The sequence below is a fragment of the Rhizobium sp. 007 genome (assembly GCF_015353075.1).
Lineage (GTDB): Bacteria > Pseudomonadota > Alphaproteobacteria > Rhizobiales > Rhizobiaceae > Rhizobium.
Genome location: NZ_CP064188.1, coordinates 233,278 through 258,897, shown reverse-complemented (window position 1 = coordinate 258,897; position 25,620 = coordinate 233,278). Strand labels below are relative to the sequence as shown.

Below are 25,620 nucleotides of genomic sequence, written 5' to 3'. Positions count from 1 at the left end.
AAATTCTTGGCATTTCTGCAGTCGTTATAGGTCAAGACGATAGAAGGGTCGTTCCCGGGCCGTTGGGAACGACCGATCGTCTTTATCTTCAGCGGTGTACCATGCTTCACGCCGTAAGGTGCTGATCGAAGAAGCTGCCAAGCTTCTCGAATGGGATCAGATCGACCCTGTCGTATAGATCGACATGGCCCGCGCCGGCGATCCAGACGAGTTCCTTCGGTTCCGATGCTCTTTCATATGCGTTCTGGCTGAACTCCTTCGAATGCGCTTGGTCGCCCGAGACGAACAGCATTGGCCGAGGCGAGATCGTCTCGATGTCGTTGAACGGGTAGAAGTTCATAAACTTGACACTGCTCGCGAGCGTCGGCTTCGTCGTGGTCTGCCCGGTCGCGCCCTCAGGCGTAAACTCGCCGCGCGACGTGCGGTAGAAGTCGTAGAACTCGCGCTGGACGGGATCGGTGTCAGCAGTCAGCTCGAGAACAGTGCCGCCGACATACTGGATGTCGCCGCCGTCGAATTCCAACCAGCGTTGCTCGGCTGCCGCCGCGATGAACTGCTTGCGCTGCTCGACGGTCTCCGATTTGTTGAGAGCATCGCGGAAGGCCGCGCCCATATCGTACATGCTGACGGTGGCGATCGCCTTGATCCGGGGATCGATCTTGGCGGCGCTGATGATGAAGCTTCCGCTGCCGCAGACGCCGATGCCTCCGATCCCCTGGCGATCAACGTAGTCCTGGCTACCCAGGAAATCGACGCCCGCGCTGAAGGCTTCCGCGTAGATGTCCGGAGAAACGAGATTGCGGGACTGGCCTTCGCTTGAACCCCAGAACGGCAAGTCGATCGACATGGCGACGAAGCCCTGTTCTGCCATTTTGGTGGCGTAGAGGTTGGCGCTCTGCTCCTTCACCGCGCCCATGGGGTGGCCTGCGATGATCGCCGGGTGCTTGACGGCGCGGTCGAGATCGTTCGGGAGGTAGAGGTTGCCCGCGACGTTCATTTGATACTGGGTTTTGTAGCTGACCTTCTGAAGGGTCACCTTGTCGCTGGTGTAGAAGTTGTTTGCGCCCGACATGTCCAGTGCCTTTGCGAATTGGGTGTCGAAGAATGATGCTGCGCCGAGGGCCGCGACGCCGACGCCCGTCAGCTTCAGCATCTGACGGCGGTCGATGGCCCGATCGAACGCGGGGATGTTGGGTTTACGCTGTTCAGTCATCCGTGGTCTCCGTTAATGGACGCGTAGGGTACGGGGGATCGCTCCTCGCGGGCGTCCAGTCTCCGCGCGGTCGAAACTTCGGTGGTTGTCAGGTCTTCAGATGCGTTCGATGCGCACGGGGTATTCGGCGGACGCGGAGGGGTTCGAATCCGCCTTCGAAACGGCCGAGCCGGATCAGGCCGTCCCATTTGTAGTCGTCGTAGAAGAGCGCCAGATTGCCCCAGGGCTTGAAATAGCAGAGGTCGCCCGGCCGCTCGTTGCCGAATGGCCCGCTTCCGTCCTCGGTCAGCTTGCGGGGCAGGCGTACGATCTTCTCGTTGCTGCCGTAATCCTCGATCTCGAGGCTCAGTGGGAGCATGGAGGCAAGATCCCGCGCCGACGGATTGTCGTAGAGCGTTGCGGTCAGGACACGGTCGTTGAAGGTCAGCCTGATCCTGACATCGGTTGGCTTCTGGCTGTTGGGATCGCGTCCCTGCTGGGCTCGACCCATTCCTGGCAAAATCATGGAGGCACTCATCCCTGTGAGGAGCGTTCGGCGGTGGATTGTCATAGACGTCATCGCGGTTTCCTCCATGTTGACCGCCAGGCGAGGGCGGCGAGCAGCGACGATCCAGCCAGAGCGGCGGCCGCAAATAGGAAGGTAGTCTGCCAGCCCGCCTCGTCGAACAGGACACCGCCGAACGACGCACCGAAGGTAATGGCGAGCTGGATCGTCGCCACCTGAAGTCCGCCCCCCGCCTCGGCGTCGTCAGGCATCGTCCTGCTCAGCCATGTCCCCCAGCCGACGGGAGCCGCCGTGCCGAACAGCCCCCATCCGACGAGGAGGATCGCGGTCGCAGCGGTCGAAGTGCCAAACGCGATCAGTCCGAGCGCGATCACCGCCATCACGACGGGGATAATGCCAAGGATGCTGAACAGGCGCGTCCGCAACAGGCCGGTGATCAGGTAGGTTCCCGCGACGCCCGCTAGGCCCATCAGCAGGAGCAGAAGTGAGAGGGTCGAAACCGAGACCGACGTGACCGTTTCCAGGAACGGGCGGAGATAGGTGAACAGCGCGAATTGCCCGGCAAACAGCAGCATGATGGACGTCATGCCGAGCGCGACCTGTCTGCGGACGAGCAATTTGAGGACGTGTGGCGACTGTTCGCTCTTTAGTGGCGGTAGGGAGGGCAGACTGACCCACTGCCAGACAAGCGACAGTAATGCGAGCGGGACGACCGCGAAGAACGCGCCGCGCCAGCCGATATAGCTGCCGAGCATGCTTCCGAGCGGCGCGGAGATTGTGGCAGCGATGGCGTTCCCGGCGTTCAACATCGCCAGCCCTTTGGGGACGGATTCGTCCGGAACAACGCGCATGACGATGGCTGTGGACATCGACCAGAAGCCGCCGACTGCAACGCCCAACAGGGCGCGTCCGACCATCAGCGCAAGATAGTTTGGCGCGAAGGTGACGATGGCGCCGGACACCACGAGCATCAGGGAGAAGGACGTCAGGACGAGACGTCGATCGATACCGCGAGTGAGGTTCGACACGAAGAGGCTGGTCAGCACGGCGAAAATCCCGGAGATCGAAATCGCCTGACCCGTACGCCCCTCGGTCACGCCGAGGTCGGTTGCGATCGGCGACAGGAGGCTGACAGGCATGAACTCCGATGCGATCAGCGCCGCCACGCAGAGTGCCATCGCGATGACCGCGCCCCATGCGGCCGGAACGGCTTGTGAACGGGGGAGGATATCGGACTGGGTGAGAGCTTGCTGTGTCATGCTCCAAAGATAAGCCGAACCGACTTCGATGATTAGCTATTGCAATTCGTTTGAACTTATCGATTCATGACATCAATCTATGAGGACGCGGATGATGAAACGGGAAGACCTGAACGACATGCTGTGGTTTCTGGCCGTCGCCGAGGAACGCAGCTTCACGAAGGCGGCGGCGAAGCTCGGCACGTCGCAATCGACGATCAGCCATACGATCAAGAAGCTAGAGGCGCGCATGGGCCTGCGGCTCTTGACCCGCACCACCCGCAGTGTCTCGCCTACGGAAGCGGGAGAGCGGCTGATCCGTTCGCTTGCACCTCGGATCGAAGAACTCGAGTCCGAGATCGACGAACTGATGGAGATCAGGGACAAGCCCGCGGGGACGGTCAGGATCACCCTGTCGGACCATGCGCTGGAGAGCGTGGTCTGGCCGAAAGTGCGAGCGGTCCTGAAGGACTATCCGGACATCAGTCTAGAGCTGAACACCGACAACGCTTTCCGTAACATCGTTGAGGACCGGTTCGACGCAGGCGTTCGACTTGGCGAGAACGTCGACAAGGACATGATCGCCGTTCGGATCGGCCCCGACTGGCGTCTCGTTGCAGTGGCGTCTCCGGACTATCTTGCCAGCCGGCCAGCGCCGCAGACGCCACAGGACCTCGTCGGCCATGACTGCATCAATCATCGCCAGTCGCGATCAGGCGGTCTTTATGTCTGGGAATTCGCCAAGGGAACGAGGGAGCTCCGGGTGCGTGTCGACGGACAGCTCACCTTCAGCACCAGCTACGCGATGATCGACGCCGCGGTGAACGGATATGGGATCGCCTATGTACCGGAAGACATCGTCGCGAGGGAGATCGCATCCGGCCATTTAGTGCAGGTCCTCGATGACTGGTCCCCGGCCTTCCCAGGATATTACCTGTATTATCCGAGCCGAAAGCAGAACTCGCCTGCCTTCAAGGTCGTGGTCGAAGGCTTGCGGCAGACGTAGACTTCGATTTATCAACGGCTCCCGTCCCCAGCACACTGCCTGTGGGTGCCGGCTGTCACGTGAAGCAATTCTTGCGAGGGCCTCGCCGTTTCGATCTATCCGATCCATCCTCAGTGCTATCCAATTGCACTGCGACCGGGGTGATTAGGCACACCCGAAATACCTCTCTGATGCCTGCAGACCAAAGGGTTCAGCGCGAGATGATCATGATCTACCACGGGTCATATTCATGGACGATCTCAAGATCGTCGTCGGCGTCGATCTCGTCGGCGGGCAGGACGCCGTACTCACCGTCGACCTCGAAGACGGTGACCGGGACCATCAGGTCGCGGGAAAGCTGGAAGGCGTGGGACTGTGCGAGGGAGAGATCGTGCGACATGTGAGAGGCTCCATTCGGGAGCGGGCCAATTCCCTCGATGGCTCCTCAAAAGGCACGGATACGGGCGCGATCACCGCGAACGCGATGGCCGAGAGCGGCCGCAGCTTGCTAGCGGACCCTTTATGGGTTGATCGTGGGCGATCCGGAACCGGGCCAGGACGCCATCACAGACAAGCGGGATTGGCTTGCTTCCGCTGGGACAAAGAATTTGTCCACGGCTTGGGCGTTGCGCCAGTTGTTTGCTTTCCACTCCAGCAGCACCGATCGCTTCCGTTTTCAGCGGAAAGAGGGCCTGTACCAGGCTGTCCGATCAATCGGGCTCAAAGAGGTTTGCTCTCTGAAGCGCGTAACTCTCGTAAGGCCCGGAATAGCCGATCTCGTGAAAACGATGTGGGGAATCAGTTCGCGGACGAAGACGACCTTCGGCCATATCTCCCGCCTCGAGGCGGATCTGTTCGCTCGCCATGTCTTGCCTCGATTGGATCACGACCCGCTTTGATGGGAACGCTATTCACGCGGTTTTCCCTTGAGTGAGGAAGCGGATGATCGCCAGACCAGCAATCAGCCCGGCTAGCGAGCCCGCGACATAGGCTGGTTTTGGCAGTACCTTGGCGACGGGCTATCCTGTTGGCGGGTGGTCACGGCGCCCTCATAACCTTTCTTGGAGTTGCTGGGCGGCAAAAGTTCAGACCGGCGACAAACCGCTGGACACCAAATGGGGAACTCTCGGCCTTGCTGAAAGCCTATGCACGGATATTGGAAGGTTTCTCGTCGTCGCCCGATACGGAACCAATCTCAAGTCGACAGAAAATACGATTGTCGGCCTAGATAACTGAGCGAAATCAGACAGAGATGCATTCCCTGCGTCGGTGTCCCCTTCGTACCTCCTATTCTGGTGATCGAATCGGAAAGCTTCACCAGCGCGCAACGCGTCCGCCAAGGACCGTGCCGAGCGCTGCAAGGCCGGCGATAGCGATAGAATACCAGGTAGCGACGAACAGCGGTGAATCGTCGGTGCAATGGGCTGCGTAGAAGGTTGCGGCGATGCCGCCGGCAAGCAGGCCAGCGACGGCGCCGGCAAGGCGGGGGCGCGTCGGCGCGCCGTGACGGAGCGCCGCCAGAAAAACGGCCAGCGGGCCGAGACCGATCAGCGGGATGAAGGTCAGGCAGACATAGACGTTACTGCCCCACCAGACCGTAACCAACTGATCAGAAGGCACGACGAACAATTCGGCCACCACCGCAGTGCCGAGAAGGATCGGCACAAGAAAGAGCCAACAAGCGGCGCGTCTGACATCGGAACCGGGACGCGACAACACCCGCAGGAGCACAAAAGCGACGACGGCGAGCGCAAGTGTGACGATGAATTTGAACAGGAACCGCAGCGTGTGGGCGGCCACCGCGAAGTCGGAGCGCGGACCGATAAGGACGAAGAAGACGCCCGCTGCGATGATCGTCGCGGCGACGATCGCCACCCACCATGCATAGCCAAGCGGCATCGCCTGCTTTGGCGCATCTGCCTTCAGGGCGTTGATGAGGTCGTTGGTCTGCATTTCAGCTCCGTCCAAACTTCTTTGCGATCGATCGCAAACCTCGGTGCAGGGCAACTCGCACCGCCGTCTCCGTCATGCCGAACTTGTCGGCGGTCTCGCCGATCGAACGCCCCTCGATCGAAATCGCGGCTACGACAGAACGCTGGCCCGGCGCCAGCCCATCCAGCACGCGACCGATCTCACGGTCGCTCACCGCCTCGGCCTCCGGCTGAGCGACCGTCTCGGCGATGTCGCCGATCTCGATCTCCACATGGCGGCCACGCTTTCGAAAAGCGTCGATCAGCTTAAAGCGCGCGATCGCATAAACCCAAGGCAAGACAGGCGCGTCGCTGATCCATGTATGACGCTTCATATGAATAGCCAGAAGCGTTTCCTGCACGATGTCCTCGGGATCGACGCCGCCCAGCACGATCTTCCGACGCGCGAAGCCACGCACGATGGCGGCGGTGCGTCCCAGAAACGCAGCATAGGCCCTTTCATCCCCTGCGATCGCGGCGCGCAGCAGCATGGCAAGTTCATTTTCCGCGTCCCCGTTCAACCCTTGTCTCTCCAATACGCGCGCACAGGCTGCTTTGTTACGCGCCGCCCGAAATAATGTCCAACGAAGCCACACCTTCGATCACGAATTCGTGTTTGTTGCCATGCGTAACAGAAGGCCTCGCCGGACCGAAGGGAGGATTACGCGGCCGATGACCGGCACGCGGAAGGTCCAAGAGGAGATCAACCATGAACCGTTCCACGCTCACCCTTACCCTCGCCGGCTCGCTCGCCACCGCTATTGCATCGGTTGCCTTCGCCGCACCGTTGCCGGCTGAGAAAATGGTCGGCAACGAGAAATGCTATGGCATCGCGCTCAAGGGTCAGAACGACTGCGCAGCCGGCGCCGGCACGACCTGCGCGGGTACCTCAACGATGGACTACCAGGGCAACGCCTGGAAGGCCGTGCCGGCCGGTACCTGCACCAGCATGAATGTCGATGGCCACATGGGCAAGCTGGAGCCGATCAAGGGCTGACCGCCAAGCGGGGGCCCGGAATCTGGGCCTCCGTGTTGTCTGACAAAACCGGGGAGAACCGCGATGTCCGCTTCAAAAATTCCAACTTCCGTCTTGCCCGCGCGCGCCGGTCTCGGCCTCAAGCCCAAGCACTATGAGACTATTCTGGCCAATCGGCCGGATGTCGGCTTCTTTGAGGTGCATGCCGAGAACTACATGGGCGCCGGTGGGCCGCCGCATCATTATCTGGAAGCCATCACGGAACTCTATCCACTTTCGCTGCATGGCGTTGGCTTGTCGATCGGCGCGGCGCGCGGGCTCGACAAGACGCATCTAAAGCGGTTGCGCGGCTTGATCGAACGCTATCGACCGCAGAGTTTCTCCGAACATCTGGCCTGGTCGACCCACGACACGGGCTTTCTCAACGACTTGCTGCCGCTTCCTTATACACAAGAAACCCTGGCGCGCGTCATCGACCATGTCGACGAAACGCAGCAGGCACTCGGGCGACAACTGCTACTCGAAAACCCGTCGACCTATGTGCTGTTCGCGGACAGTACGATCGACGAAATCGATTTCCTCGCGACGATTGCGGAGCGCACCGGCTGCGGTCTGCTGCTCGACGTCAACAACGTGATGGTGTCGGCGGTGAACCATCGGCTCGACGCCACTAGCTATATCGACCGCTTCCCGGTCGAGCGTGTTGGCGAGATTCATCTCGCCGGATACGACGAGACCATCGACGACGCCGGCGACAGACTGTTGATCGATGCGCATGGTACGGCGGTCAGGAGCGATGTGGTGGCGCTCTACGAACACACGCTTGCGCGCAGCGGACCGCTGCCGACGCTGATTGAATGGGACAACGACGTTCCGGATTTCGACACCCTGCAGGCGGAGGCGGCACGCGCGGATGCGATGCTCGCCGCCGAAGCGCTACGCCCTAAAAAGCGTCGGATGAAGGCGGCATGACCATGGATTTTGTCACCAGCCAGACCGCCTTTGCCGACGCTTTGCTGCATGCCGATCGGCCGGTGCCGGACGGCATCGCCACCGCGCGCGGCGGGGTCGACGCTGCGCGGTTCGCCGTCTACCGCAACAATGTCTTCGTCGGGCTGACAAAGGCACTCGCCCAGCACTTTCCGGTAACCGAGCGGCTCGTTGGCACGGAATTCTTCATGGCCATGGCGCGGGCCTATGCCCAGGATCACAAACCCGCCTCACCGCTGATCATCGAATATGGCGGCGACTTCCCGGATTTCATTGCGAGCTTCCAGCCAGCGAGAGAGCTTGCCTATCTGCCCGATGTCGCCCGGGTCGAGGCGGCCTGGATGCGCGCCTATCACGCGGCGGATTCCGCGCCGCTCGACCTCGCGGTACTCGCAGCCGCGGCGCCCGAGATGCTTGCGGACTTGCGGCTCGTCCCGCACCCTTCAGCGGGCTTGATCCGTTCGGACTATCCAGTTGGCTCCATCTGGAGCGCGCATCAGCAGGACATGGTTGCGCCGCTCGTCGACTGGCGACCGCAGGCCGTCCTGGTCGTACGGCCACAGATGACCGTCAATGTCCATGTCGTTCCGCCGCAGGACGCGGTCTTTGCGGCCTGCTTGTTCAACGCCGCCACTCTTGGCGCGGCGGCAGAGGCTGCATTTACCGCTGGCCCCGCATTCGATTTCGGAACGGCGCTGATTGGTCTTGCCAGCCTCGGCGCATTCAGCGCCCTCCAACAGCACGAAGGAAATGTCGCATGAAGACCGAAGCTGCCTCATCCAACGGCTCTGGCGCTGCCTTGGCCGCCCTCATCAGACGTACCGAAGGCCTGCTCGCCTCCGTTCCTCAATCGCTGCCGCTGCTGGCACTGCGCTTCGCGCTGGCGATTCCCTTCTTCAAGTCGGGACTGACAAAATGGGACGGATTCCTGACGCTTTCGCAAGGTGCGAGGTATCTCTTCGAACAGGAGTTTAAACTCCATATTTTCGGCAACGAGATTGCCTATCCGTTTCCACTGGCGATGGCGACCGCAGCGGGGATCGGAGAACTGATCCTGCCGGTTTTGTTGGTCCTTGGCTTGGCGACACGCTTCGCCGCCCTCGGCTTGCTGCTGATGACGGCGATCATCCAGCTCACCATTCCAGATGGCTGGGCGAATTTCCACCTGCCCTGGGCGGCGATGGCGCTGGCATTGATCGTGTTTGGCGGGGGCAGGCTCGCGATTGATCCGCTTGTCATGCCCCGCCGCAAATGACCTGCGCTTGCAACGTGTATGCTGATATACAAAAACGTATCACGCAGCTGAATTATTATTATGTATCGCTGCGGACCTGTAACGACCATGGTCGCGTGGCGGTGTGGGAACTGACGGCGGCCAGCTGAAGACTCATCTTCTCCTTCCTCCTCCGGTTCTTCTTCCTCTTCCCCATCCGGTGGAAATTCGCGATTCTCCATGGCGTCGCGCATATCACCATAGGCGTTATCGTCGAAGTGGCCCCTCAGGCTGGCGGCGCATACATCGCGCGACGCTTGAACTCGCGTGATTGAGAACCAGGTCCAATCGCGAACGAAACCTATCCTGGAGAATAGGTTTCGTCCTCGAAAATTCTTGATATCCTCGCTACATCTAGCAACGCGCGAATGACCAGAAGCACAGCGGAATTGCTCACGACATGGGGATGTCATGCGTAAGAAGACTGACAGGGTTGGCCACTATAGGCGGGCGCTCAACGAGCTGGCAATTGTTGCAAGGATCGCACGCAAGCAGCGCCAATCGACGAGCGCGCAACCATGAGCTTGCCTTGTTCCACCGATCCTCTCGAGAGCTCGCCGGCTGAGACCGAAACGAAGGCTGCCGCCGATCAGAACCCTGCTAACGAGATGTCACGTGTTCTCAGAACTGCGCCAATTCATCTTGCGGCGGACCCCTCCGGCGGTGCAATCGCCCACTGGAATCACGGCCCCTTACATGATGTCGTCGAGCCCATGACCGACCACGTCATCATGGCTTACAACGGCGCGATACAGCGCATGGAACGGCGGTCAGGAAGATCGATCGTGAGCGGAACGTTTCGTCGCGGGGTTGTGATCATCATCCCGGCTGGATCAAGCTCCCGATGGGATATTCCAAAACCGGTTGATGTCGTTCAGCTCTATCTTCCCCACACGACACTGACGCGCATTGCCGACGAAACCGATACTTTCACGCCGACCGATCTCTTGGAGCGAACGGCGCATCCGGACCTCATTACATCCCGATTGCTCCTGAGCGCAGCCGATGTCCTGGAAGGCAATACGGCACTGGATACACTGTTCAGGCAGCAGTTGACCGATCTTCTGGCCACGCGCCTGCTGGCTGCACATACCGGCAAGGCACCGAGCTATCAGCCGGCGCTCGGCGGCCTCGCGCCGAGCGTGCTGCGCCGGGCCATCGAACGATTGCGGTCGGACGCAGACGCGGACGTCTCCCTCGCGGCCCTCGCTGCCGATTCCGGGCTATCACGTTTTCATTTCTGTCGCGCTTTCAAGGAAAGCACGGGGCTTTCGCCTCACAACTGGCTCCGTCAATATCGGCTCGAGCAGGCCATAAACATGCTACGTGATCCTCAAAATTCGATCGCGTTGGTCGCAGCCTCGCTCGGTTATGCCTCGCAAACAGCATTTGCAGCTGCATTCCGAAAATTGACCGGTGAAACACCGACCGATTGGCGGCGGCGCCACGGCTGACCGCAATCTCCTTTCGCCTCGCCTCAGATTCCGGACTGTCGCGTTCTTTCGCTGCGACGTCATCGGCGCGAACAAACGACGACCATGCCGCGCGATCCCACTGGCATGGCGTTGGTCGCAGCCTCACTTGACTGCGCCTCGCAAACAGCCTTGGCCGCCACATTTCGAAAGCTGACCGGTAAAAACGCCGGGCGATGCGCGGCGGCGCATCCGCTAACCGCAATTGCTCTGCAATGGCGCCAATCCCTCTGGCGCAGCCGCAGACCTGTTTCGCTAAACCACCATTGCGCCCATACCAATGGATCCTGCGGAGACAAAGGATGGTCTGGGCACCGATTACGGGTCAATCAACGAAGCGACCCGTAGCGGCTTGCATACGCGATTTTAGCAACTGTCCGTCCGATTCGATGACGGGCGCCGAAACAGATATTCTACAAAGGATCAGCACAATGACCTCCATTACAACCAGCGACGGTGTTCAACTTTTTTACAAGGACTGGGGACCGAAGTCCGCTCAGCCGATCGTCTTTCACCACGGCTGGCCGCTCAGCTCCGACGATTGGGATAATCAAATGCTCTTCTTCCTTGGCAAGGGCTTTCGCGTGATCGCTCATGATCGCCGCGGTCATGGCCGATCGAGCCAGGTGAGCGACGGTCATGACATGGATCACTACGCCTCCGACGTTGCCGCAATGATCGACTACCTCGATCTTCACAACGCGATCCATGTCGGCCACTCTACCGGCGGCGGCGAAGCCGCGCGGTATGTCGCGCGCCACGGCAAGGGCCGCGTTGCCAAACTGATCCTAATTGCGGCCGTGCCGCCATTGATGTTGAAGACCGCCGCCAATCCCGGCGGTTTGCCAATCGAGGCATTCGACGGATTGCGCAGCCAGCTGGCCGCCAACCGTTCGCAGTTCTATCGCGATTTTCCAAGCGGCCCCTTCTACGGCTACAACCGCCCGGGTTCCGAGCCTTCGCAGGCGGTCATCTCGAACTGGTGGCGTCAGGGCATGATGGGCGGCGCGAAAGCGCATTACGACGGCATCAAGGCATTCTCGGAGACGGATTTCACCGAGGACCTGAAGAGCATCACCGTGCCGACGCTGGTGTTGCATGGCGATGACGACCAGATCGTTCCCATCGGTGCCGCCGCTCCGTTGTCGGCGAAGCTCCTGCAGGCCGGCACGCTTAAAGTCTACGAGAACCTGCCGCATGGGCTGTGCACGACCCATCCAGATGTGGTCAATGCCGACATGCTGGCCTTCATCACCGCCTAAGCGACGTCGCTTCACCAATCCGTGCGCCATCGTTACCGACCATCTAGCCGCCCATCAGGAGCGGCAACGGTGACGCGCGGCCTTTTGAAACTACAAACCACGGAGTGAATAACATGAGACTTGTAATTGTAGGCGCCGGTTTCGCCGGCATGTACGCCGCACTGTCCGCAGCCCGCCTGCGCGATATCGAAGGCGTTTCGCCCGAAGAGCTCGAAATCGCGCTGGTGTCCCCGGAACCGACGCTCGTCATCCGCCCCCGGCTTTACGAGCCGAAACCCGAGACCCTGACGGCGCCTCTGCAGGATGTATTTCACGCCGTCGATGTCGCCTACGTGCAGGGCAGCGTGGAAGCGATCGACACGAAGGCCTGCACCGTAGAAGTCGTCAATGCCAGGGGCGAACGAAAGTCCCTTCAATATCATCGCCTTGTGCTCGCCACCGGCAGCCGGCTGTTCCGCCCGAATATTCCCGGCCTCGCCGAATACGCCTTCAGCGTCGATAACGTCGATGACGCCATTGCCCTTGATCGCCACCTGCACGAGCTTGCGAAGATGCCGGCCTCGGCCGCGCGCGACACCATCGTTGTTGCCGGCGCCGGCTTCACGGGTATCGAGGCGGCGACCGAGATGCCTTCGCGGCTGCGGACCCTGTTCGACAAAACCGCCAATCCGCGTGTCATTATCGTCGACCGCAGCAGCGCGGTAGCCCCCGACATGGGCGAAGGTCCGCGCCCGATCATCGAGGAAGCACTGCGCAAGCTCGGCGTGGAAACGCGGCTCAATGCCGGCGTTTCATCGCTGGATAAATCCGGAGTTGCGCTGAGTACCGGCGAACATATCGAAACCATGACCGTGATCTGGGCGGCAGGCATGCGGGCCAATCCGCTGACCACCAAAATTCCCGGCGAGCGTGACAAGTTCGACCGGCTGCTGGTCGATGGCTGCCTGCGTGTGCCGTCCGTACCCGGCGTCTTCGCCACCGGGGATGCCGCGCGCGCCGCGTGCGACGGCTGCGGCAACTACGCACTGATGTCGTGCCAGCACGCCACACGCATGGGCGCCTTCGCGGGCAACAACGCCGCCGCTGAACTGTTGGGCGTGCCGGTGCGGCAATATCATCAGGAAGCTTATGTCACCTGCCTCGACCTCGGCGATGCCGGAGCCCTCTTTACCCGAGGCTGGGACCGTAAGGTGGAGATGGTCGGCGAGAAAGCGAAGGCGACCAAACAGGAGATCAACACCGTCTGGATCTATCCGCCGCAGCCCGAGCGCGCCGCTGCGCTGGCTTCCGCCGATCCGGAGCGTGTGACGGACCTCTGATCGCATCATGACACGAGCTGCGCTCTGTGCAAGAGCGCAGCTCGTTATATTCCGGGCTGCTCCTAAGGCGCCCCATCAATTCATCGATCGTTTTCTCCTGTCGGTCACGACATGGAGCTTGGCGCCTAGGCCTACCTTGGAACGGTCTCAGACCTTCGGCATCAAGGCCCCTTTTTGCCTGCGTGCACCACTGGCATGCTAATGAGCGCGAATGACTGTGGCATGCACGCACGACCATTCGAAATCGCCATCGTGGCTGAGGCTGTCGAAGAGATCCTGCAGCACTCCCAGCTCCACCCAGTCAACAGTGGCGCCGCTTGACAGTGCGGTAATCGCCAAACCGCTCCGGCAGGTCGCGCCAGCGCCCACCGGAACGGACCATCCAGAAGATCGCATCAATAAGGCGTCTGTTATCGGCTCGCGGGCCGCGCTTGCCGCGGCAGCCACCGGGCATCAAGGGCGCAAGCCAGTTCCATTGGGCTTCATCAATGGGATCGCGCTCTTCATACATGGCTGATCTCTCCTCAAAATCTATCTTGAATCCGATTTGCACCCATTCGGGGTCAATCTCCCATCATCAGCTCGCGGCTTTACGAATAACACAACGCTGTTGAACGATTTTCAAAAAACTCTAAGACTGAATTGCCACCCAACCCGATATGGCACATGCGACGACAACGTCCTCGTATCCACCCAGCTTGCCTCAATTCGTATCTGGCTACGATCGGACGGTGACTAGACCGGCCGGGACTCGGCAGGATACTGGTTGCCGAACGGTGCCGGCACAAAAGCGAGGCTTTCGGCCGGCATGGCCAGCAAAAGCCCGCTTGCTCTGCATTGGTCATGAAGCAGGTCGACGATCTCGTTCTTGGCGGGCGTTCGAATGGCGACGCTGTCGACGCGGAACTGCAGCTCGACTTCGATTGCGATCGCGTCGATGGCCGTCAGAGCAACGACCGGCGGCGGATTCTTGACGATTCGGACGCTGGCTTTAAGCACAGACCGCATGACTTCCTCGACAATGCGTGGTCTTTGCGTTGCAGCGATGCGCACACGCAACGCGATCAGGTGGGTTTCGTCAGGGCGGCTGAGGTTTGTCACGCCCTGCTTTGCCAGGATGCTGTTCGGTAGCACGACGACATTGTGCGTAACGGTCAGCAGGTTGGTGGAGCGCCAGGTGGTTTCGATGACGCGACCCTCGGTTCCGTCGTTCAACTGGACCCAGTCGCCTATTGCATAGGCCCTGCCGAGCGTCAGCGCGATGCCGGAAAAGACATCGCCAAGCGTATTCTGTAACGCGAGGCCGAAGATCACGGCGATGACGCCTGATGTTGCAACCAAGGTTCCGACCGGCATGCCGAAGACGAAACCGATGACGGAAAGCGCCACGCCGAGATAGATAACGGCAATGGCCATATCCTGGATGAGATGTGCTTCCCGTGGCTTGCGGTTCAGTCTGACGTAGATCTGGATGAAGCCGATGATCGTCCAGGCGAGATGGGTCCACCACAAAATTCTGGCCGATTTGGAAAGCAGCGCGGCAAAACCTTGCGTGTAGATACCGTCGGGCCTATGCGGAGCGATGCCCCCCAGATAGAGCACGAGGCTCATGTTGGTGAAGAACAGGATCTGGACGATCAGGCGGCCCCTCGGACGGTTGCCGCCCTGGATGTGCCACACGACGATGCCGGCAATTCCCAGAAGGTTGATCAGAACAAGCGGCACGAAATTGTCATTACCAAACATGGCAGCAATCACCGATTTTGGTTGCGTCAAAGAGCGGCCGGGCACCACCACTGCGGGCCCGGCCCGATCGGCTATTTCTTGATCGGGAATGTCAGTTCTTGCTCGGCGCTATCGACGACGAAGACTGCAAGCAGCCTTGCCGGTTTGGTCTTGCTCGCGTTTTCGCTGACACCGTGGCGATCGCCCGGCAATTCCGAAAAGCTGTCACCGGCCTTATAGACGGTGACGGGGCCATCGTTGACCTGACTGCGGATCGCGCCTTCGAGGACGGTCGCGTAAATGAAGGCGGACGCTGGATGGGTATGGCCCTCCGAGAAACCGCCCGGAGCATATTCGACGAGAACGCCCTTCATGCTCTTGCCGGGAACGTTCGGCAGTTCATGGTCATAGACCAGCGTAACCTTCGCGCCCTCGCCGCCACCCGGCGTATCATGTGCAAGAGCCGAACCTGATAGGAGAGCCGTCAACGCAACGGCAACATGCAATGACTTGATCATGTCTATCTTCCTTTCGTGAGTAAGGCACCGGGCCGCCCATACGACGGCCCATATGCAAGTCGTTATTTTCTGGGCGTTGTCGCAAACCAATCGTCGAAACCGATGCGGCCGATGCGAGGATGATTGTCGGAGACGAGTGAACCGTCTTCCAGTTTGGTCCCGAAATAGCGGGCATCCGGATCTGCGATAACGGTGCGGGAATCTCCGATCGCCTTGAGGTAGCGCGCGGCGAAATCGCAAAGACGTGCGCGCTCGGGGCCGCAGATTTCGATGATGCCGTTAGCCGGCGCCGCAAGCGCCGCGTCCGTTACGAAATCGGCGACGTCGTCGGACGCGATCGGCTGCAGGAAACCCGTCGACAAGCGGGCGGTGTCGCCGACCGTGCCCTCTTGGGCGATGCCGCCGAGAAATTCCATGAACTGTGTGGAACGCACGATCGTATAGGGAATGCCGGCTGCCCGGATGATCTTTTCCTGGGCGACCTTGGCTCGAAGATAGCCGCTATCCGGCAACCGATCCGTGCCGACGATCGAAAGCGCGACGTGGTGTTTCACGCCGGCCTCGATTTCCGCTGCCATCAGGTTCTTGCCCGCCGTCTGAAAGAATTCGAGCACGGCCTTATCCTCGAAGGATGGCGAGTTCGCGAGGTCGATCACCACCTCGGTATTCTTCAGTGCTTCCGCCAAGCCCTCTCCGGTGAGGGAATTGACGCCGGTTTTCGGGGCAGCGGCAATGACCTCATGCCCCTTCTTGCGCAGGCGCTCTGCAGTCTTGGAACCGATCAGGCCGGTTCCGCCGATAATCACGATTTTCATAAGATGCTCCATTTGCTGCGCGCCCATGCGGTGCGCGTGGTTCAATAGGTGGTAGGTGAAGGCCTGGTTGAAGCTCGGGCTTGAAGGCCGAGCTGGACACAGCCTTCAAGGATGCTGCTCTGGTTCGGAGCCTTAATTCAACATGCGGTCAGTAGTCCCAGAAGACCGGTACCCAACGAAAAGCGTTGCCGTCGACCGCGACATGACCAACAGAAGGAAACGGCATATGAGTTGCCACCAGCAGTTCGCCGGTCGCTGCCAGCTCCTGCAAAAGCCGGACCCGAACGCGGGCAGCTTCCTCGGGGTCATGTTCGAAACCGTTGTGCCAGTCGGGGTGGTCGAACCCGACTGCGAACACGGCGTCGCCGGCAAACATCAGCCGGTCGTTGCCCGAGGCCACGCGGACCACGCTGTGCCCGGGGGTGTGGCCGCCGGTACGAGAGACGACCACGCCGGGCGCCACCTCATGCTCATCCTCGAACAACCGCAGCTGGCTCTGGTACTCTTTGCTGAACCGCTTGGCGGCTGCCCGAAGCGCGTCCGGGAAGCCCGCCGGCATCGAGACGTGAGAGAAATCGGGCGACTCCCAAAATTTGACCTCGGCAGCGGCCACATGGATCCGCAGGTCCGGATTCAGCCGTTCCTTCACCCCGTCGACGAGCAGCCCGCCAACGTGGTCCATGTGCATGTGGGTCAGCACCACGTCGGTCACGGATCCAAGATCAATGCCGGCGGCCGCCAGTCGCTTCATCAACTGCCCGGCCCGCGGCAGGTTCAAGTCCGGGTCCAACCCCAGCCCAGCGTCGATGAGTATGGTCTGCCCGCCGCTACGCACCACGACGACGTTCAGCGCCCAGTCGAAGGCGTCCGGCGGCAGGAACATGTCGCCTAGCCAGGCGGCCCGGGCGGCCGGATCGGCGTTGTGGCCCAACATCGCGGTCGGCAGCGGTAGCACCCCATCGCTGACCACCAGCACGTCAATCTCGCCGATCCGCACCGCGTAGCGCGACGGAACCAGCTCTTCGGACCCCGGTCTACCGGTATGTGCGGTGTTGTCCAGTTTCATGCTTGCCTCCTGAGTGTTGTTGATCATCTGGTTCATCTTGAAAACTCCTTTGTTCTATCTTGGTGCTAGATCCTGGGTGGCTTACGCTTCCTGGACGGAAAGCACCGTCAATGCTGGTGAAGTCTCTAGAGATCGGCGACACACTCATTGCTGGCGTGTCCTCTGATGATCTATCGAAAGTGATTTGCCGCTGCGCCAGAACGATTGCTGCCGCTGTAGAGCAATTGCTGCTGATGCATCGCATGCCGCGATCGCTCGGAGTTTCGCTGGTCGGTTGAATGCGGGAAAATCGGCCGGCAATGATCCTCAAGGACATCCCGGCCCTCGGGATCGTCCTTTACGCGGTTCTAGACCGCTTCGACCTTAGGGTCGCCAGGGTTCGCTCCATCAACTGCCGGGCCAGCGCCCAGCCGGTGGTGCTCCTTCAGCCCAATTTCCGCAGCCGCGGTCAGACTTGAGCGATCGCGAGTAGCCGGGATTCGCCATCACGATGCCGGCGGCGGTAGATTTTCCGCCTGCCGCCGCACTATTCCTCGAGCGACCAGGAGGCATTCGTTGTCGAGCGGTGGTTTGCAGCGGAATACACAGGATGGGTTGTGCAAAAGTGTGAGTTGACCGTTTTCGATGGCGAGGCGACACTTGCAGCCTGCAGCAAGGCAGGAGGAAAAACGATGGATGAGCCAGACCGCTGGCGCCACATGGCCAGCGCGCCGAAAGACGGCAGTCGGATCCTTGTCACGATCCACCCGTCCGAACAGGGGCCGGCAGAAGTTGACCTCGCGTATTGGTCGAATGGCGATCAGTTCGGTGTAGAAGGCTGGCGCGCTTCCGATTCCTCGCCCGGCCGCATCATCGAATACGCTGAGCCGGAATTGAAGTGCTGGATGCCGATGCCCTCGGCCAATCTCAATCGCACCTCGATGCCCTCGCCCTGGGAGGGCGACGATGCCCTGCAGCTCGACGGGTCAGGGATTTAAGAACTCGATACCGGGAGCGACACTATCGACTAGGCCTCGAGCGTACTTGGCCCCGGAGTATTGGCACGCGCAATATAGAAGAGGAAAGTCATCGATCGAGCGGCGGGTGGCATCGGAAACGACGCAGATAATCGTAATTCCCGCGCGCTTACCATAGCCTCTCAACTCCAGAAGAAGATTGGGGTTTGTGGCAACATCGATACAATCCAAAACATCGAAGTCGCTCTCTCGGACACGATCTACTTCAGACGCAGGAAGCCCAACCATACAGCAAAAGTGCCCTAACGCTCTTGAGCCAAACCGAACCAGCGACCCCTTCGCTTTGGGGACTAAAGCATTATAGCTGCTCCTTTCTCGCGCTTACGGCAAGCAGCAACGGAAGCCCTGCAGACGATTGCAAAAGATCTAAGCTTCGCGCGAGAAAAATCGCGCGTCTTTGTGTCGTGGTCGAGGAAGAAGCCAACGAAAACCCGGAGGTAGCGGCCGATTCCGCTTGAATTCCAGATTCGGTTTTTGGACCGTCGCCATGTCCGTGCCCTGCTCCGCGTCCAGGCGGCGAGTTTATGTCACAGTCTGATATCTTGAGTGAGGCTACCAAGCTTGATGAAGCAGATTGATCTATGGATGCCGCCGTCATAGATTTCAGCTAGAGCTATAAGGCGCCGCGTCTGATCTGCCTCCACGGGCGCTCAGGCAACCTTCGCGTAGATCCTCACCAACTATGTCTGTTCCAAGCGATGTCGCTGAACTCATCGCAAATCTCCAGTTTCCAACACAGATCCAGATTCGTTGAGCTTTGTGGATACCAAGTAGTCATGCGCGATGCCGGTTAGGCAGCCGGACCAGGTCCGGCTGCCATCAACGACTATTTCGCAGCGCGGATTTTCGACAGTTCCGCTTGAACGTCATTCCATAAAGGCTGTCCGACGTTTTCGACTACTTTCGCAGTGATTGGAGCAGCAATCTCGCGCAGCTTGGCGATTTCTTCGTTCGGCATGGTCGAAACCTCCATACCCGCCGCTTTGAGCTCTTCAAGCGCCTTCACCGATCCGGCTCTCGTGTCTTCGCGTTCAAAGGTACGGGACGCGACTGCCGCTTCCTGAAGGATTTTCTTTTCGTCGTCCGACAGCTTGTCCCACCAGGATTTGCTCATGAGCACGACCCAAGGACTGTAGACGTGATTGGAGATCGTCAGATGTTTCTGCACTTCGTAGAATTTTGAAGACAAGATTGTCGTGACCGGGTTTTCCTGGCCGTCGACGGCTCCGGTTTCAAGCGCTGTGAAAAGCTCGGAAAATGGCATTGGCACGGCATTCGCGCCGGCGGCGTTGAAGGTATCGAGGAACACGGGATTCTGCATGACGCGGAGCTTTATCCCCTTCAGATCCTCTGCCTTCTCAATCTTATGGCGGCTGTTGGTCAGATTCCGGAAGCCGTTTTCCCAATAGACGAGGCCGACCAGACCCTGGGCCTGCAGACTGTCGAGGAGTTTCTGTCCAACCGGACCATCCAGGACAGGATCCGCTTCTTTCTCGTTGGCGAAGAGAAACGGTATATCCCAGACAGCGAATTCCTTGACGGTGCCGACGAGCGTCGCCGTTGAACCGACCATCATCTCCTGTGCCCCGCCGATAAGGGCGCCCTGCATCTGAACGTCCGAACCGAGTGCGGCGGCGCCAAAGCCCCGCACCTTGAGCTTGCCGTTGCTCAACGTGGCGACCTGCTCGGCAAAGTGCCGGACGGCACGTCCCTGATTGCTGTCTTCATTGAGCCCGTAGCCGAAGCGGATGATGCGACTTTGAACGTCCTGAGCTGCAGCGCTCGCGGCGCCGAGAGCAAGTGCCAATGTTGTGATTAGAATATGCTTCATGTTCATTCCTCCTCTTATGCGGCCGTGAACCGGATGAACGCGGCGCCGCAGGTTGCGTTTTGAGAATTATGGCTGCTCTTTACGGCCGGTGGATCCGGCCGCTTCCATGGCCGTCAGTTTATCCAGCCGGCAGGAATGGTTATGAGTTCGGGGAATATGACGAATAGTCCCAGAAGCGCCGTGTAAGCGATGATGTAAGGCCAGACGCCGCGGATGATGCCTTCCATGCGGATCCGCGCGACACCGCAGACGACATTGAGCACCGTGCCGACGGGCGGGGTCAGCAAGCCCACGGCGCCGACAAGAACGAACATCACGCCGAAATAGACCGGATCGATCCCTGCCCGAACCACGAGCGGCGCCATGACGGGGCCCAAGATGAGGATCGTCGGCGTCAGATCCATCGCGGTGCCGACCAGCGTGAGAAGAACGATGATGGCGGCCATCAGCAACCGGGGATGATCGAGCATCGGCTCCAGGAGACCGATCACGAGGTTGGGCAAATCCGCCAGCGTGATCATGTAGGAGGTAAAGAGGGCAGCTGCGACCAGGAACATCACCACGGCTGTCGTCTTGGCGGCCGAGATGAAGAGTTTGGGCAAATCGGTGATCTTGAGCTCGCGATAGACAAAGAGGCCGACCAGAAGCCCGTAGACTGCCGCAACGACTGCCGCTTCCGTCGGCGTGAACAGGCCGGCGCGCATGCCGCCGATAATGATGACGGGCATAAGCAACGCCCAGAATGCTTCGACGGTTGCCTTTCCACGAACAGACCAGGGCTGGCGCGGTTGCGGCGCGACATTCTCGCGCCGCGAGACCCACATCCATGTGACGACCAGCACTACCGCCATCATCAGACCGGGTGCTATGCCGGCCATGAACAGCTTGGTGATGGAGATGTTGGTTGCGACGCCATAGATGATGAAGGCCATGCTCGGCGGAATAATGGGAGCAATGATCCCGGCCGAAGCGATCAGCCCGGAGGACCGCTCGACGTTGTAGCCGTTCGAACGCATCATCGGGATCAATAATGCGGCGACTGCGGCGGTGTCGGCAATCGCCGATCCGGAAACGCTTGCGAGCAAAACAGCCGCGCCGATGGCAACATAGCCGAGACCGCCCCTGATATGGCCGAGCAGGGTCACCGCGAGACCAACGATCCGCCGCGAGATACCGCCGGCGTTCATCAATTCGCCTGCAAGCAGAAAGAACGGCACAGCCATCAATGGAAAGTTGTCGGCACCGGCCAGCATGTTCTGGGCCACAAGCTGTGCATCAAAAAAGTCAAGCTGCACCATCAGCGCAACGCCGGTCAGGATCAGCGCAAAGGCGATCGGCATGCCAAGAGCCATAAGACCGAGCAACACGCCGAGGAATACTACGATTGTCATTGGATGCCCTCCCCCTCGTCCCGCTCAGCGACGTTCGCTGCGAGAAATTTCGCGCACTGCTTCTGCGGCTTCTTCCTGACCCGTGCTCTCGCGAACCTGGACCATTTCTCCCTCGGTGAGACGTCCTGTCAGAACCCTAACCAGATCGATTGCAAAGAGCGCTGCCATCGCGATCGAAGAGATCAAGCCCGCCGCCGCGAAAGCTGCCAATGGAAGGCCGGTTACGGGCGCGTGACTGTTCATGCCGATTACGGTCTGTTGCCAGCTGCCTGCCGCAAAAAGCCACAGCGCGTATAGGGTCAGTACATTCGTGATGATAAGGCAGAGACGCTTCCCGGCTTTCGGCAGGAGCAACACCAGCATGTCGACGCCCACATGAGCGCGCTCACGAACCGCGACAGCCGCTCCGAGAAAGATCAGCCAGACAAACGCAAGCCTTGATATCTCTTCCGATGCTGCAAAGCCGCTATTCAACACATAGCGCCCGACGGCATTGCCAAATACGAGCACAACCATCACCGCGAGGGTTCCGGCCATAACCCATTCCGTGGCCTTTTGAATTCGGTCTGCGATCGTCGTCATAGCTTCCTCCCGACTCTCAAAATCGCGCCTCTTAGTCTTGCGAAGGGCTGAACCCCAGGCACCGGCAAACATCCTCCACGAGGCTCGTTGGCTCACCATCGATGTCGATCGCGATTCCGGCTTCATCGGTTTCGGGTGCTTCCAGATCCGAAAGCTGACTGTCCAGCAACCGAGGCGGCATAAAATGAGACTGCCTCGCCTCAAGACGCCGCCGAATTAATGCTGGCGCGCCAGTGAGATAAACGACCGACAGGGATCCGAGCTTCTCGCGGAGAAAGTCGCGGTAGCGACGCTTCAGTGCGGAACAAGCAATCAATGCGGGACCGTCGCTCTTTGAGGACTTGCTCAATGCGGCGGCTGCAACCGCGTCGAGCCACGGCCAACGCTGTTCGTCGGTGAGCGGTTTGCCGCTAGCCATAGCCAGCTTATTTTCGGTCGAGTGGTAATCATCGGCCTCGACAAAGGCGCCACCCACACGATCAGCGATTTTCCGTGCGATCGTTGACTTGCCGACGCCGCAAACCCCCATCACGAGTACAAATTCGGGCTGCGCGACGCGAACGGCTACAGCAACCATTTGCCGCCTCCTCCCAGAGCGTTTCGATAGGCGGGCTTTCTAAATGATTGCGCAATCATTTGTCAATAGACTGATTTTGAGTTATCTCCGGGAAAGGAGGAACAAGGATGCGAAAGAAAAGCACAAAGAGGAAGATAACTCTCGTCGAGATCGCCAAGGTGGCGGATGTTAGCGCAATCACTGTGTCGCGCGCATTGCGAAATCCCGAGAGTGTTTCGCAAAAGCTCCGCGAGCGAATCCAGCAGGTTGTCGATGAGTTGGGATATGTTCCCGATCCCGCTGCGAGTGCGCTTGCGTCCGCGCGAACCGATGTAATCGGCGTCCTTATTCCCTCGGTGACCAATAATGTTTTCGCCGACGTACTGCGCGGCATCTATTCGGAAGCGGAGAACGCCTCCTATCGAGTCCAGACCGGTAACACGCGGTACTCTTTGCTCGAGGAAGAGAGGCTTTTACGGGTCTTCCTCAGTCAACGGCCCGTCGGTCTGATTGTTACCGGCATAGATCAATCGTCAGCGGCGCGCGCCCAATTGCTCAAGGCGGACTGCCCAGTGGTTCAGATCATGGAGATTGGAGACAAGCCTGTCGACATGATGGTGGGTTTTTCTCATTTCGATGGCGCATTCACCGCCGCCCGGCATCTTGTCGATTGCGGTTATCGACGAATAGCTTTCCTGGGTGCCCGGATGGATCCGCGCACCCAGAGGCGGCTTGAGGGTTTTTCTCAATGCTTGGACAGGGCGGGGCTGTTCGATCCGCGCCTTATCGTCACCACCCCGAAGGCATCGACCGTGACGCTGGGCTGTGAGCTGTTATCCGAGCTTCTCGCGCGGGCGCCAGATGCCGATGCGGTATTTTGCAATAATGACGACCTGGCTTTGGGTGTTCTTTTTGAATGCCAGCGACGTCAAATCAGCGTTCCCGCTGACATGGGTATCTGCGGTTTCAACGACCTGGAGATGATGGCAGTTGCCAATCCGTCGATTACAAGCATCAAGACCTTCCGGGAAGACATGGGCCGCAAGGCGATGGAAATGCTTTTATCGAATATCGGCGGCCGGGCGGTTGAGCCGCCGGTCATCGATCTCGGCTACGAGCTGATTAAGCGCCAAAGCACACAAAGGGCAGGCTAAAGGCGTGAGCGCCTGTTCCAGGTTTGGTTCAAACTAAGATTAGTTCGTCTTGGTTTCGTTACCATCCAGTCGGTCTTTTGAACGCATTCTGTGACCTTGCTATGATCATGCGCATCAGGCTGACGCGGCGCACCGAGCCACCGTCGCCGAAATGGAAGCGCCAGCGGATGTTGGCGCGGTCGCCCATCACAAAAGTGTCTTCCACCTCGAAGCGGTAAACGCGGTCGACCGCCATCGCCTGCCAGAACGCCAGGTTGACATCGTACCCTTCGTAGCGGGTGCCGTCCGGCGCGGGCTGGATCGACTCCATGACGCAATCCGGTGCGACCAAGTCCGCGAAGATCGCAGGATTGTGTTCCTCAAACGCCCGCTTGAACCGGCGGATGACTTCGGCCGTGTCTCTCGCTTGCATAACATTCTCTAATACAGAAAGGTCTGTATGGACTTGCCCTATACAGACCTGTCTGTCATAGTCAAACAATGAGGCAAAAGAAATCTGAACGCCAGTCTGAAGCCGGTTCCGCGCGTCGTCGTTTGCTCGACACCGCGACACGGCTTTTCTACGAAGGCGGCATCCATGCTGTCGGCATCGACCGCATCATCGCTGAAGCCGACGTGGCCAAAGCGACCTTCTACAATCACTTTCCCTCGAAGGATGACCTCGTCGTCGCCTATCTCGAAGAGATAGACCGGCTCGGGCGAGCGGCAGTAGCGGCGCTGCCAAAGCAATCTCCTCGGAAAATGATCTCGGCTATCATGGGGCGCATCAGCGAGGCCGTGGTCGCGGGAGGTTGGCGAGGGTGTCCGTTCCTCAACGCCGCGGCCGAATACCCCGACTCGGCCAGCCCCGTGCGGCAGGCGATCAATGCGCGCCGCGTTTGGTATCACGACAGTCTCCGTAACGTTCTTGCGGAGGACGGCGATCCAGTTCCTTCCGTCACTGCTTCCCTCCTCGTCGCGCTTTCGGACGGCCTGCTGGAAAGTGCCTATCTGGATGATGCCGAAAGCGTCCCCGCCCTTGTCCGCGAGGCGGTGGCCAGACTGCTGGACCGCCGATGAGCACCGGTCTGCGCCAATTCCTGGATCTCCAGCAGCAGCGCGATTGGATGGAGGGCAAGACGATCCCGCACGACACCAATGAGCGCTCGGAGTCTCTGGAACTACGGTTCAAGTACGTCGCGCGGTTTGAGAAGCTGCTGCGCCAGCCGCAGGCACAGGAGGTTTTGGACATTCTCCGGCGCTACGGTCGCGACTGCATCCCGATCCCTCGCAGGACCGAACGGCACTACTGGTCGGTTTCCTGTCTGCCATCGACTCCGGGCAAGGCGCTCGTTCGCGTCAATGCGAGCTGGATGGAGCTTTTCTCTCTCTATGCGGACGGCGACGGCATCCGCGCGCTTTTCGTGGTGCATCTTTCCGATTTCACCACCGACCATTCAATCGATCACGAGCAAGTAGACGATGCTTTTCTTGAGCGCTGTGTCGTGACGCCGGACGACGTCAGCTATTTCTTCCCGCGAGGCGACGACAATTTCGGCATCAGGGTCCGCGGCTTCTCCTCGATCGGCAAATTCCTCGCGGCGCCTCAAGCATTACTGGCCATCCGGGCGTTCAACCTGACGCACATGAACCGGGGTCGGAACGCCTATCAGGCAAGCCACTGCTACAGCTTGGCGGATCACATGCTGAGTGATGGGAACGCTGAATAACGGCCCAGGACATCGGCGCCGGCTGCGGCTCGGTGGAAAGGCAAGCCCAGCGGG

28 protein-coding genes and 1 pseudogene are annotated in these 25,620 nt (G+C 59.8%); 13 read left to right on the top strand and 16 right to left on the bottom strand.

The window, feature by feature from the left end; translation table 11 throughout:
• Positions 1-106: 106 nt before the first annotated feature.
• The 3 genes and pseudogenes from ISN39_RS22210 to ISN39_RS22200 all read right to left on the bottom strand — a co-directional run bounded on the left by ISN39_RS22210 (position 107) and on the right by ISN39_RS22200 (position 2,977).
• Complete coding sequence (locus ISN39_RS22210; RefSeq protein WP_194731874.1) at positions 107-1,153, bottom strand: alpha/beta hydrolase; 1,047 nt, start codon at positions 1,151-1,153, stop codon at positions 107-109.
• 156 nt (positions 1,154-1,309) lie between these two features.
• Positions 1,310-1,787 (bottom strand): annotated as a pseudogene (locus tag ISN39_RS22205) (cyclophilin-like fold protein).
• Entirely contained in the window at positions 1,769-2,977 is a 1,209-nt protein-coding gene (locus ISN39_RS22200; protein ID WP_194730464.1) for an MFS transporter, read from the bottom strand. Before ISN39_RS22200 ends, ISN39_RS22205 begins: the two are co-directional and overlap by 19 nt.
• A gap of 94 nt (positions 2,978-3,071) precedes the next feature.
• Here ISN39_RS22200 and ISN39_RS22195 point away from each other — a divergent pair, with 94 nt between their 5' ends.
• Positions 3,072-3,962, top strand: a complete 891-nt coding sequence (locus tag ISN39_RS22195; RefSeq protein ID WP_194731872.1) for a LysR family transcriptional regulator — start codon at positions 3,072-3,074, stop codon at positions 3,960-3,962.
• 211 nt (positions 3,963-4,173) lie between these two features.
• Here the strand turns inward: ISN39_RS22195 and ISN39_RS22190 are convergent, their stop codons facing one another.
• The 3 genes from ISN39_RS22190 to ISN39_RS22180 form a co-directional block, all read right to left on the bottom strand.
• Positions 4,174-4,341 (bottom strand): hypothetical protein, encoded by a 168-nt coding sequence (locus ISN39_RS22190; RefSeq protein WP_194730463.1) that lies wholly within the window; start codon positions 4,339-4,341, stop codon positions 4,174-4,176.
• 914 nt (positions 4,342-5,255) lie between these two features.
• Positions 5,256-5,894, bottom strand: a complete 639-nt coding sequence (locus tag ISN39_RS22185) for an NrsF family protein (protein ID WP_194730462.1) — start codon at positions 5,892-5,894, stop codon at positions 5,256-5,258.
• A gap of 1 nt (position 5,895) precedes the next feature.
• Positions 5,896-6,432: a sigma-70 family RNA polymerase sigma factor gene (locus ISN39_RS22180; protein ID WP_194730461.1), complete on the bottom strand. Its 537-nt coding sequence runs from the start codon at positions 6,430-6,432 to the stop codon at positions 5,896-5,898.
• Between the two features lie 188 nt (positions 6,433-6,620).
• Here ISN39_RS22180 and ISN39_RS22175 point away from each other — a divergent pair, with 188 nt between their 5' ends.
• The 7 genes from ISN39_RS22175 to ISN39_RS22145 all read left to right on the top strand — a co-directional run bounded on the left by ISN39_RS22175 (position 6,621) and on the right by ISN39_RS22145 (position 13,203).
• Entirely contained in the window at positions 6,621-6,908 is a 288-nt protein-coding gene (locus ISN39_RS22175; protein ID WP_074072754.1) for a DUF2282 domain-containing protein, read from the top strand.
• A gap of 63 nt (positions 6,909-6,971) precedes the next feature.
• Positions 6,972-7,859: a DUF692 domain-containing protein gene (locus tag ISN39_RS22170; protein WP_194730460.1), complete on the top strand. Its 888-nt coding sequence runs from the start codon at positions 6,972-6,974 to the stop codon at positions 7,857-7,859.
• The gene (locus ISN39_RS22165) at positions 7,856-8,638 is read left to right on the top strand and encodes a DNA-binding domain-containing protein (protein ID WP_194730459.1); all 783 of its coding nucleotides are present in this window, start codon (positions 7,856-7,858) and stop codon (positions 8,636-8,638) included. Before ISN39_RS22170 ends, ISN39_RS22165 begins: the two co-directional genes overlap by 4 nt.
• The gene (locus ISN39_RS22160; protein ID WP_194730458.1) at positions 8,635-9,132 is read left to right on the top strand and encodes a DoxX family protein; all 498 of its coding nucleotides are present in this window, start codon (positions 8,635-8,637) and stop codon (positions 9,130-9,132) included. The genes ISN39_RS22165 and ISN39_RS22160 overlap by 4 nt, the downstream gene beginning before the upstream one ends.
• Before the next feature lie 536 nt (positions 9,133-9,668).
• Positions 9,669-10,604, top strand: a complete 936-nt coding sequence (locus ISN39_RS22155; protein ID WP_194730457.1) for an AraC family transcriptional regulator — start codon at positions 9,669-9,671, stop codon at positions 10,602-10,604.
• 449 nt (positions 10,605-11,053) lie between these two features.
• Positions 11,054-11,884: an alpha/beta hydrolase gene (locus ISN39_RS22150; protein WP_194730456.1), complete on the top strand. Its 831-nt coding sequence runs from the start codon at positions 11,054-11,056 to the stop codon at positions 11,882-11,884.
• A gap of 113 nt (positions 11,885-11,997) precedes the next feature.
• Positions 11,998-13,203, top strand: coding sequence for an NAD(P)/FAD-dependent oxidoreductase (locus tag ISN39_RS22145; protein WP_194730455.1), 1,206 nt, complete (start codon positions 11,998-12,000; stop codon positions 13,201-13,203).
• Positions 13,204-13,504: 301 nt separating this feature from the next.
• On the opposite strand, the gene ISN39_RS22140 is transcribed toward ISN39_RS22145, so the two are convergent.
• The 5 genes from ISN39_RS22140 to ISN39_RS22120 all read right to left on the bottom strand — a co-directional run bounded on the left by ISN39_RS22140 (position 13,505) and on the right by ISN39_RS22120 (position 17,363).
• Positions 13,505-13,714, bottom strand: coding sequence for a transposase (locus tag ISN39_RS22140; protein WP_194730454.1), 210 nt, complete (start codon positions 13,712-13,714; stop codon positions 13,505-13,507).
• 224 nt (positions 13,715-13,938) lie between these two features.
• Entirely contained in the window at positions 13,939-14,949 is a 1,011-nt protein-coding gene (locus ISN39_RS22135; RefSeq protein WP_194730453.1) for a mechanosensitive ion channel family protein, read from the bottom strand.
• A 71-nt stretch (positions 14,950-15,020) separates the two neighbouring features.
• Positions 15,021-15,446: a cupin domain-containing protein gene (locus tag ISN39_RS22130; RefSeq protein WP_194730452.1), complete on the bottom strand. Its 426-nt coding sequence runs from the start codon at positions 15,444-15,446 to the stop codon at positions 15,021-15,023.
• Positions 15,447-15,508: 62 nt separating this feature from the next.
• A complete protein-coding gene (locus ISN39_RS22125) occupies positions 15,509-16,261 on the bottom strand; it encodes an SDR family oxidoreductase (protein ID WP_194730451.1) in 753 nt (250 codons plus the stop codon).
• A gap of 148 nt (positions 16,262-16,409) precedes the next feature.
• The gene (locus ISN39_RS22120) at positions 16,410-17,363 is read right to left on the bottom strand and encodes an MBL fold metallo-hydrolase (RefSeq protein WP_194730450.1); all 954 of its coding nucleotides are present in this window, start codon (positions 17,361-17,363) and stop codon (positions 16,410-16,412) included.
• Positions 17,364-17,437: 74 nt separating this feature from the next.
• Between ISN39_RS22120 and ISN39_RS22115 the strand changes: the two genes are divergently transcribed.
• On the top strand, positions 17,438-17,605 hold the full coding sequence (locus tag ISN39_RS22115; protein WP_194730449.1) for a hypothetical protein: 168 nt from the start codon (positions 17,438-17,440) through the stop codon (positions 17,603-17,605).
• Between the two features lie 393 nt (positions 17,606-17,998).
• Entirely contained in the window at positions 17,999-18,304 is a 306-nt protein-coding gene (locus ISN39_RS22110; protein WP_194730448.1) for a hypothetical protein, read from the top strand.
• An 865-nt stretch (positions 18,305-19,169) separates the two neighbouring features.
• Here the strand turns inward: ISN39_RS22110 and ISN39_RS22105 are convergent.
• The 4 genes from ISN39_RS22105 to ISN39_RS22090 all read right to left on the bottom strand — a co-directional run bounded on the left by ISN39_RS22105 (position 19,170) and on the right by ISN39_RS22090 (position 22,724).
• Positions 19,170-20,174, bottom strand: coding sequence for a TRAP transporter substrate-binding protein (locus tag ISN39_RS22105; protein WP_194730447.1), 1,005 nt, complete (start codon positions 20,172-20,174; stop codon positions 19,170-19,172).
• A gap of 113 nt (positions 20,175-20,287) precedes the next feature.
• A complete protein-coding gene (locus ISN39_RS22100; RefSeq protein WP_194730446.1) occupies positions 20,288-21,565 on the bottom strand; it encodes a TRAP transporter large permease subunit in 1,278 nt (425 codons plus the stop codon).
• Between the two features lie 24 nt (positions 21,566-21,589).
• Positions 21,590-22,147, bottom strand: a complete 558-nt coding sequence (locus tag ISN39_RS22095; protein WP_194730445.1) for a TRAP transporter small permease — start codon at positions 22,145-22,147, stop codon at positions 21,590-21,592.
• Positions 22,148-22,178: 31 nt separating this feature from the next.
• Positions 22,179-22,724 (bottom strand): gluconokinase, encoded by a 546-nt coding sequence (locus ISN39_RS22090; protein WP_194730444.1) that lies wholly within the window; start codon positions 22,722-22,724, stop codon positions 22,179-22,181.
• 107 nt (positions 22,725-22,831) lie between these two features.
• On the opposite strand from ISN39_RS22090, the gene ISN39_RS22085 reads away from it, so the two are divergent.
• Positions 22,832-23,857, top strand: a complete 1,026-nt coding sequence (locus tag ISN39_RS22085; RefSeq protein ID WP_194730443.1) for a LacI family DNA-binding transcriptional regulator — start codon at positions 22,832-22,834, stop codon at positions 23,855-23,857.
• A gap of 58 nt (positions 23,858-23,915) precedes the next feature.
• Here ISN39_RS22085 and ISN39_RS22080 read toward each other — a convergent pair whose 3' ends face one another.
• Positions 23,916-24,269, bottom strand: a complete 354-nt coding sequence (locus tag ISN39_RS22080) for a nuclear transport factor 2 family protein (protein WP_194730442.1) — start codon at positions 24,267-24,269, stop codon at positions 23,916-23,918.
• Positions 24,270-24,337: 68 nt separating this feature from the next.
• Here ISN39_RS22080 and ISN39_RS22075 point away from each other — a divergent pair, with 68 nt between their 5' ends.
• Together ISN39_RS22075 and ISN39_RS22070 are read left to right on the top strand one after the other, a co-directional pair.
• Positions 24,338-24,916, top strand: coding sequence for a TetR/AcrR family transcriptional regulator (locus ISN39_RS22075; protein WP_194730441.1), 579 nt, complete (start codon positions 24,338-24,340; stop codon positions 24,914-24,916).
• Positions 24,913-25,566, top strand: coding sequence for a hypothetical protein (locus ISN39_RS22070; protein WP_194730440.1), 654 nt, complete (start codon positions 24,913-24,915; stop codon positions 25,564-25,566). The genes ISN39_RS22075 and ISN39_RS22070 overlap by 4 nt, the downstream gene beginning before the upstream one ends.
• Positions 25,567-25,620: the final 54 nt, after the last annotated feature.

Coding starts and splice junctions, on each gene's coding strand:
- ISN39_RS22210 (WP_194731874.1), bottom strand. CDS start 1,153: ATGCTGAAGCTGACGGGCGTCGGCGTCGCGGCCCTCGGCGCAGCATCA.
- ISN39_RS22200 (WP_194730464.1), bottom strand. CDS start 2,977: ATGACACAGCAAGCTCTCACCCAGTCCGATATCCTCCCCCGTTCACAA.
- ISN39_RS22195 (WP_194731872.1), top strand. CDS start 3,072: ATGAAACGGGAAGACCTGAACGACATGCTGTGGTTTCTGGCCGTCGCC.
- ISN39_RS22190 (WP_194730463.1), bottom strand. CDS start 4,341: ATGTCGCACGATCTCTCCCTCGCACAGTCCCACGCCTTCCAGCTTTCC.
- ISN39_RS22185 (WP_194730462.1), bottom strand. CDS start 5,894: ATGCAGACCAACGACCTCATCAACGCCCTGAAGGCAGATGCGCCAAAG.
- ISN39_RS22175 (WP_074072754.1), top strand. CDS start 6,621: ATGAACCGTTCCACGCTCACCCTTACCCTCGCCGGCTCGCTCGCCACC.
- ISN39_RS22170 (WP_194730460.1), top strand. CDS start 6,972: ATGTCCGCTTCAAAAATTCCAACTTCCGTCTTGCCCGCGCGCGCCGGT.
- ISN39_RS22165 (WP_194730459.1), top strand. CDS start 7,856: ATGACCATGGATTTTGTCACCAGCCAGACCGCCTTTGCCGACGCTTTG.
- ISN39_RS22160 (WP_194730458.1), top strand. CDS start 8,635: ATGAAGACCGAAGCTGCCTCATCCAACGGCTCTGGCGCTGCCTTGGCC.
- ISN39_RS22155 (WP_194730457.1), top strand. CDS start 9,669: ATGAGCTTGCCTTGTTCCACCGATCCTCTCGAGAGCTCGCCGGCTGAG.
- ISN39_RS22150 (WP_194730456.1), top strand. CDS start 11,054: ATGACCTCCATTACAACCAGCGACGGTGTTCAACTTTTTTACAAGGAC.
- ISN39_RS22145 (WP_194730455.1), top strand. CDS start 11,998: ATGAGACTTGTAATTGTAGGCGCCGGTTTCGCCGGCATGTACGCCGCA.
- ISN39_RS22140 (WP_194730454.1), bottom strand. CDS start 13,714: ATGTATGAAGAGCGCGATCCCATTGATGAAGCCCAATGGAACTGGCTT.
- ISN39_RS22135 (WP_194730453.1), bottom strand. CDS start 14,949: ATGTTTGGTAATGACAATTTCGTGCCGCTTGTTCTGATCAACCTTCTG.
- ISN39_RS22130 (WP_194730452.1), bottom strand. CDS start 15,446: ATGATCAAGTCATTGCATGTTGCCGTTGCGTTGACGGCTCTCCTATCA.
- ISN39_RS22125 (WP_194730451.1), bottom strand. CDS start 16,261: ATGAAAATCGTGATTATCGGCGGAACCGGCCTGATCGGTTCCAAGACT.
- ISN39_RS22120 (WP_194730450.1), bottom strand. CDS start 17,363: ATGAACCAGATGATCAACAACACTCAGGAGGCAAGCATGAAACTGGAC.
- ISN39_RS22115 (WP_194730449.1), top strand. CDS start 17,438: ATGCTGGTGAAGTCTCTAGAGATCGGCGACACACTCATTGCTGGCGTG.
- ISN39_RS22110 (WP_194730448.1), top strand. CDS start 17,999: ATGGATGAGCCAGACCGCTGGCGCCACATGGCCAGCGCGCCGAAAGAC.
- ISN39_RS22105 (WP_194730447.1), bottom strand. CDS start 20,174: ATGAAGCATATTCTAATCACAACATTGGCACTTGCTCTCGGCGCCGCG.
- ISN39_RS22100 (WP_194730446.1), bottom strand. CDS start 21,565: ATGACAATCGTAGTATTCCTCGGCGTGTTGCTCGGTCTTATGGCTCTT.
- ISN39_RS22095 (WP_194730445.1), bottom strand. CDS start 22,147: ATGACGACGATCGCAGACCGAATTCAAAAGGCCACGGAATGGGTTATG.
- ISN39_RS22090 (WP_194730444.1), bottom strand. CDS start 22,724: ATGGTTGCTGTAGCCGTTCGCGTCGCGCAGCCCGAATTTGTACTCGTG.
- ISN39_RS22085 (WP_194730443.1), top strand. CDS start 22,832: ATGCGAAAGAAAAGCACAAAGAGGAAGATAACTCTCGTCGAGATCGCC.
- ISN39_RS22080 (WP_194730442.1), bottom strand. CDS start 24,269: ATGCAAGCGAGAGACACGGCCGAAGTCATCCGCCGGTTCAAGCGGGCG.
- ISN39_RS22075 (WP_194730441.1), top strand. CDS start 24,338: ATGAGGCAAAAGAAATCTGAACGCCAGTCTGAAGCCGGTTCCGCGCGT.
- ISN39_RS22070 (WP_194730440.1), top strand. CDS start 24,913: ATGAGCACCGGTCTGCGCCAATTCCTGGATCTCCAGCAGCAGCGCGAT.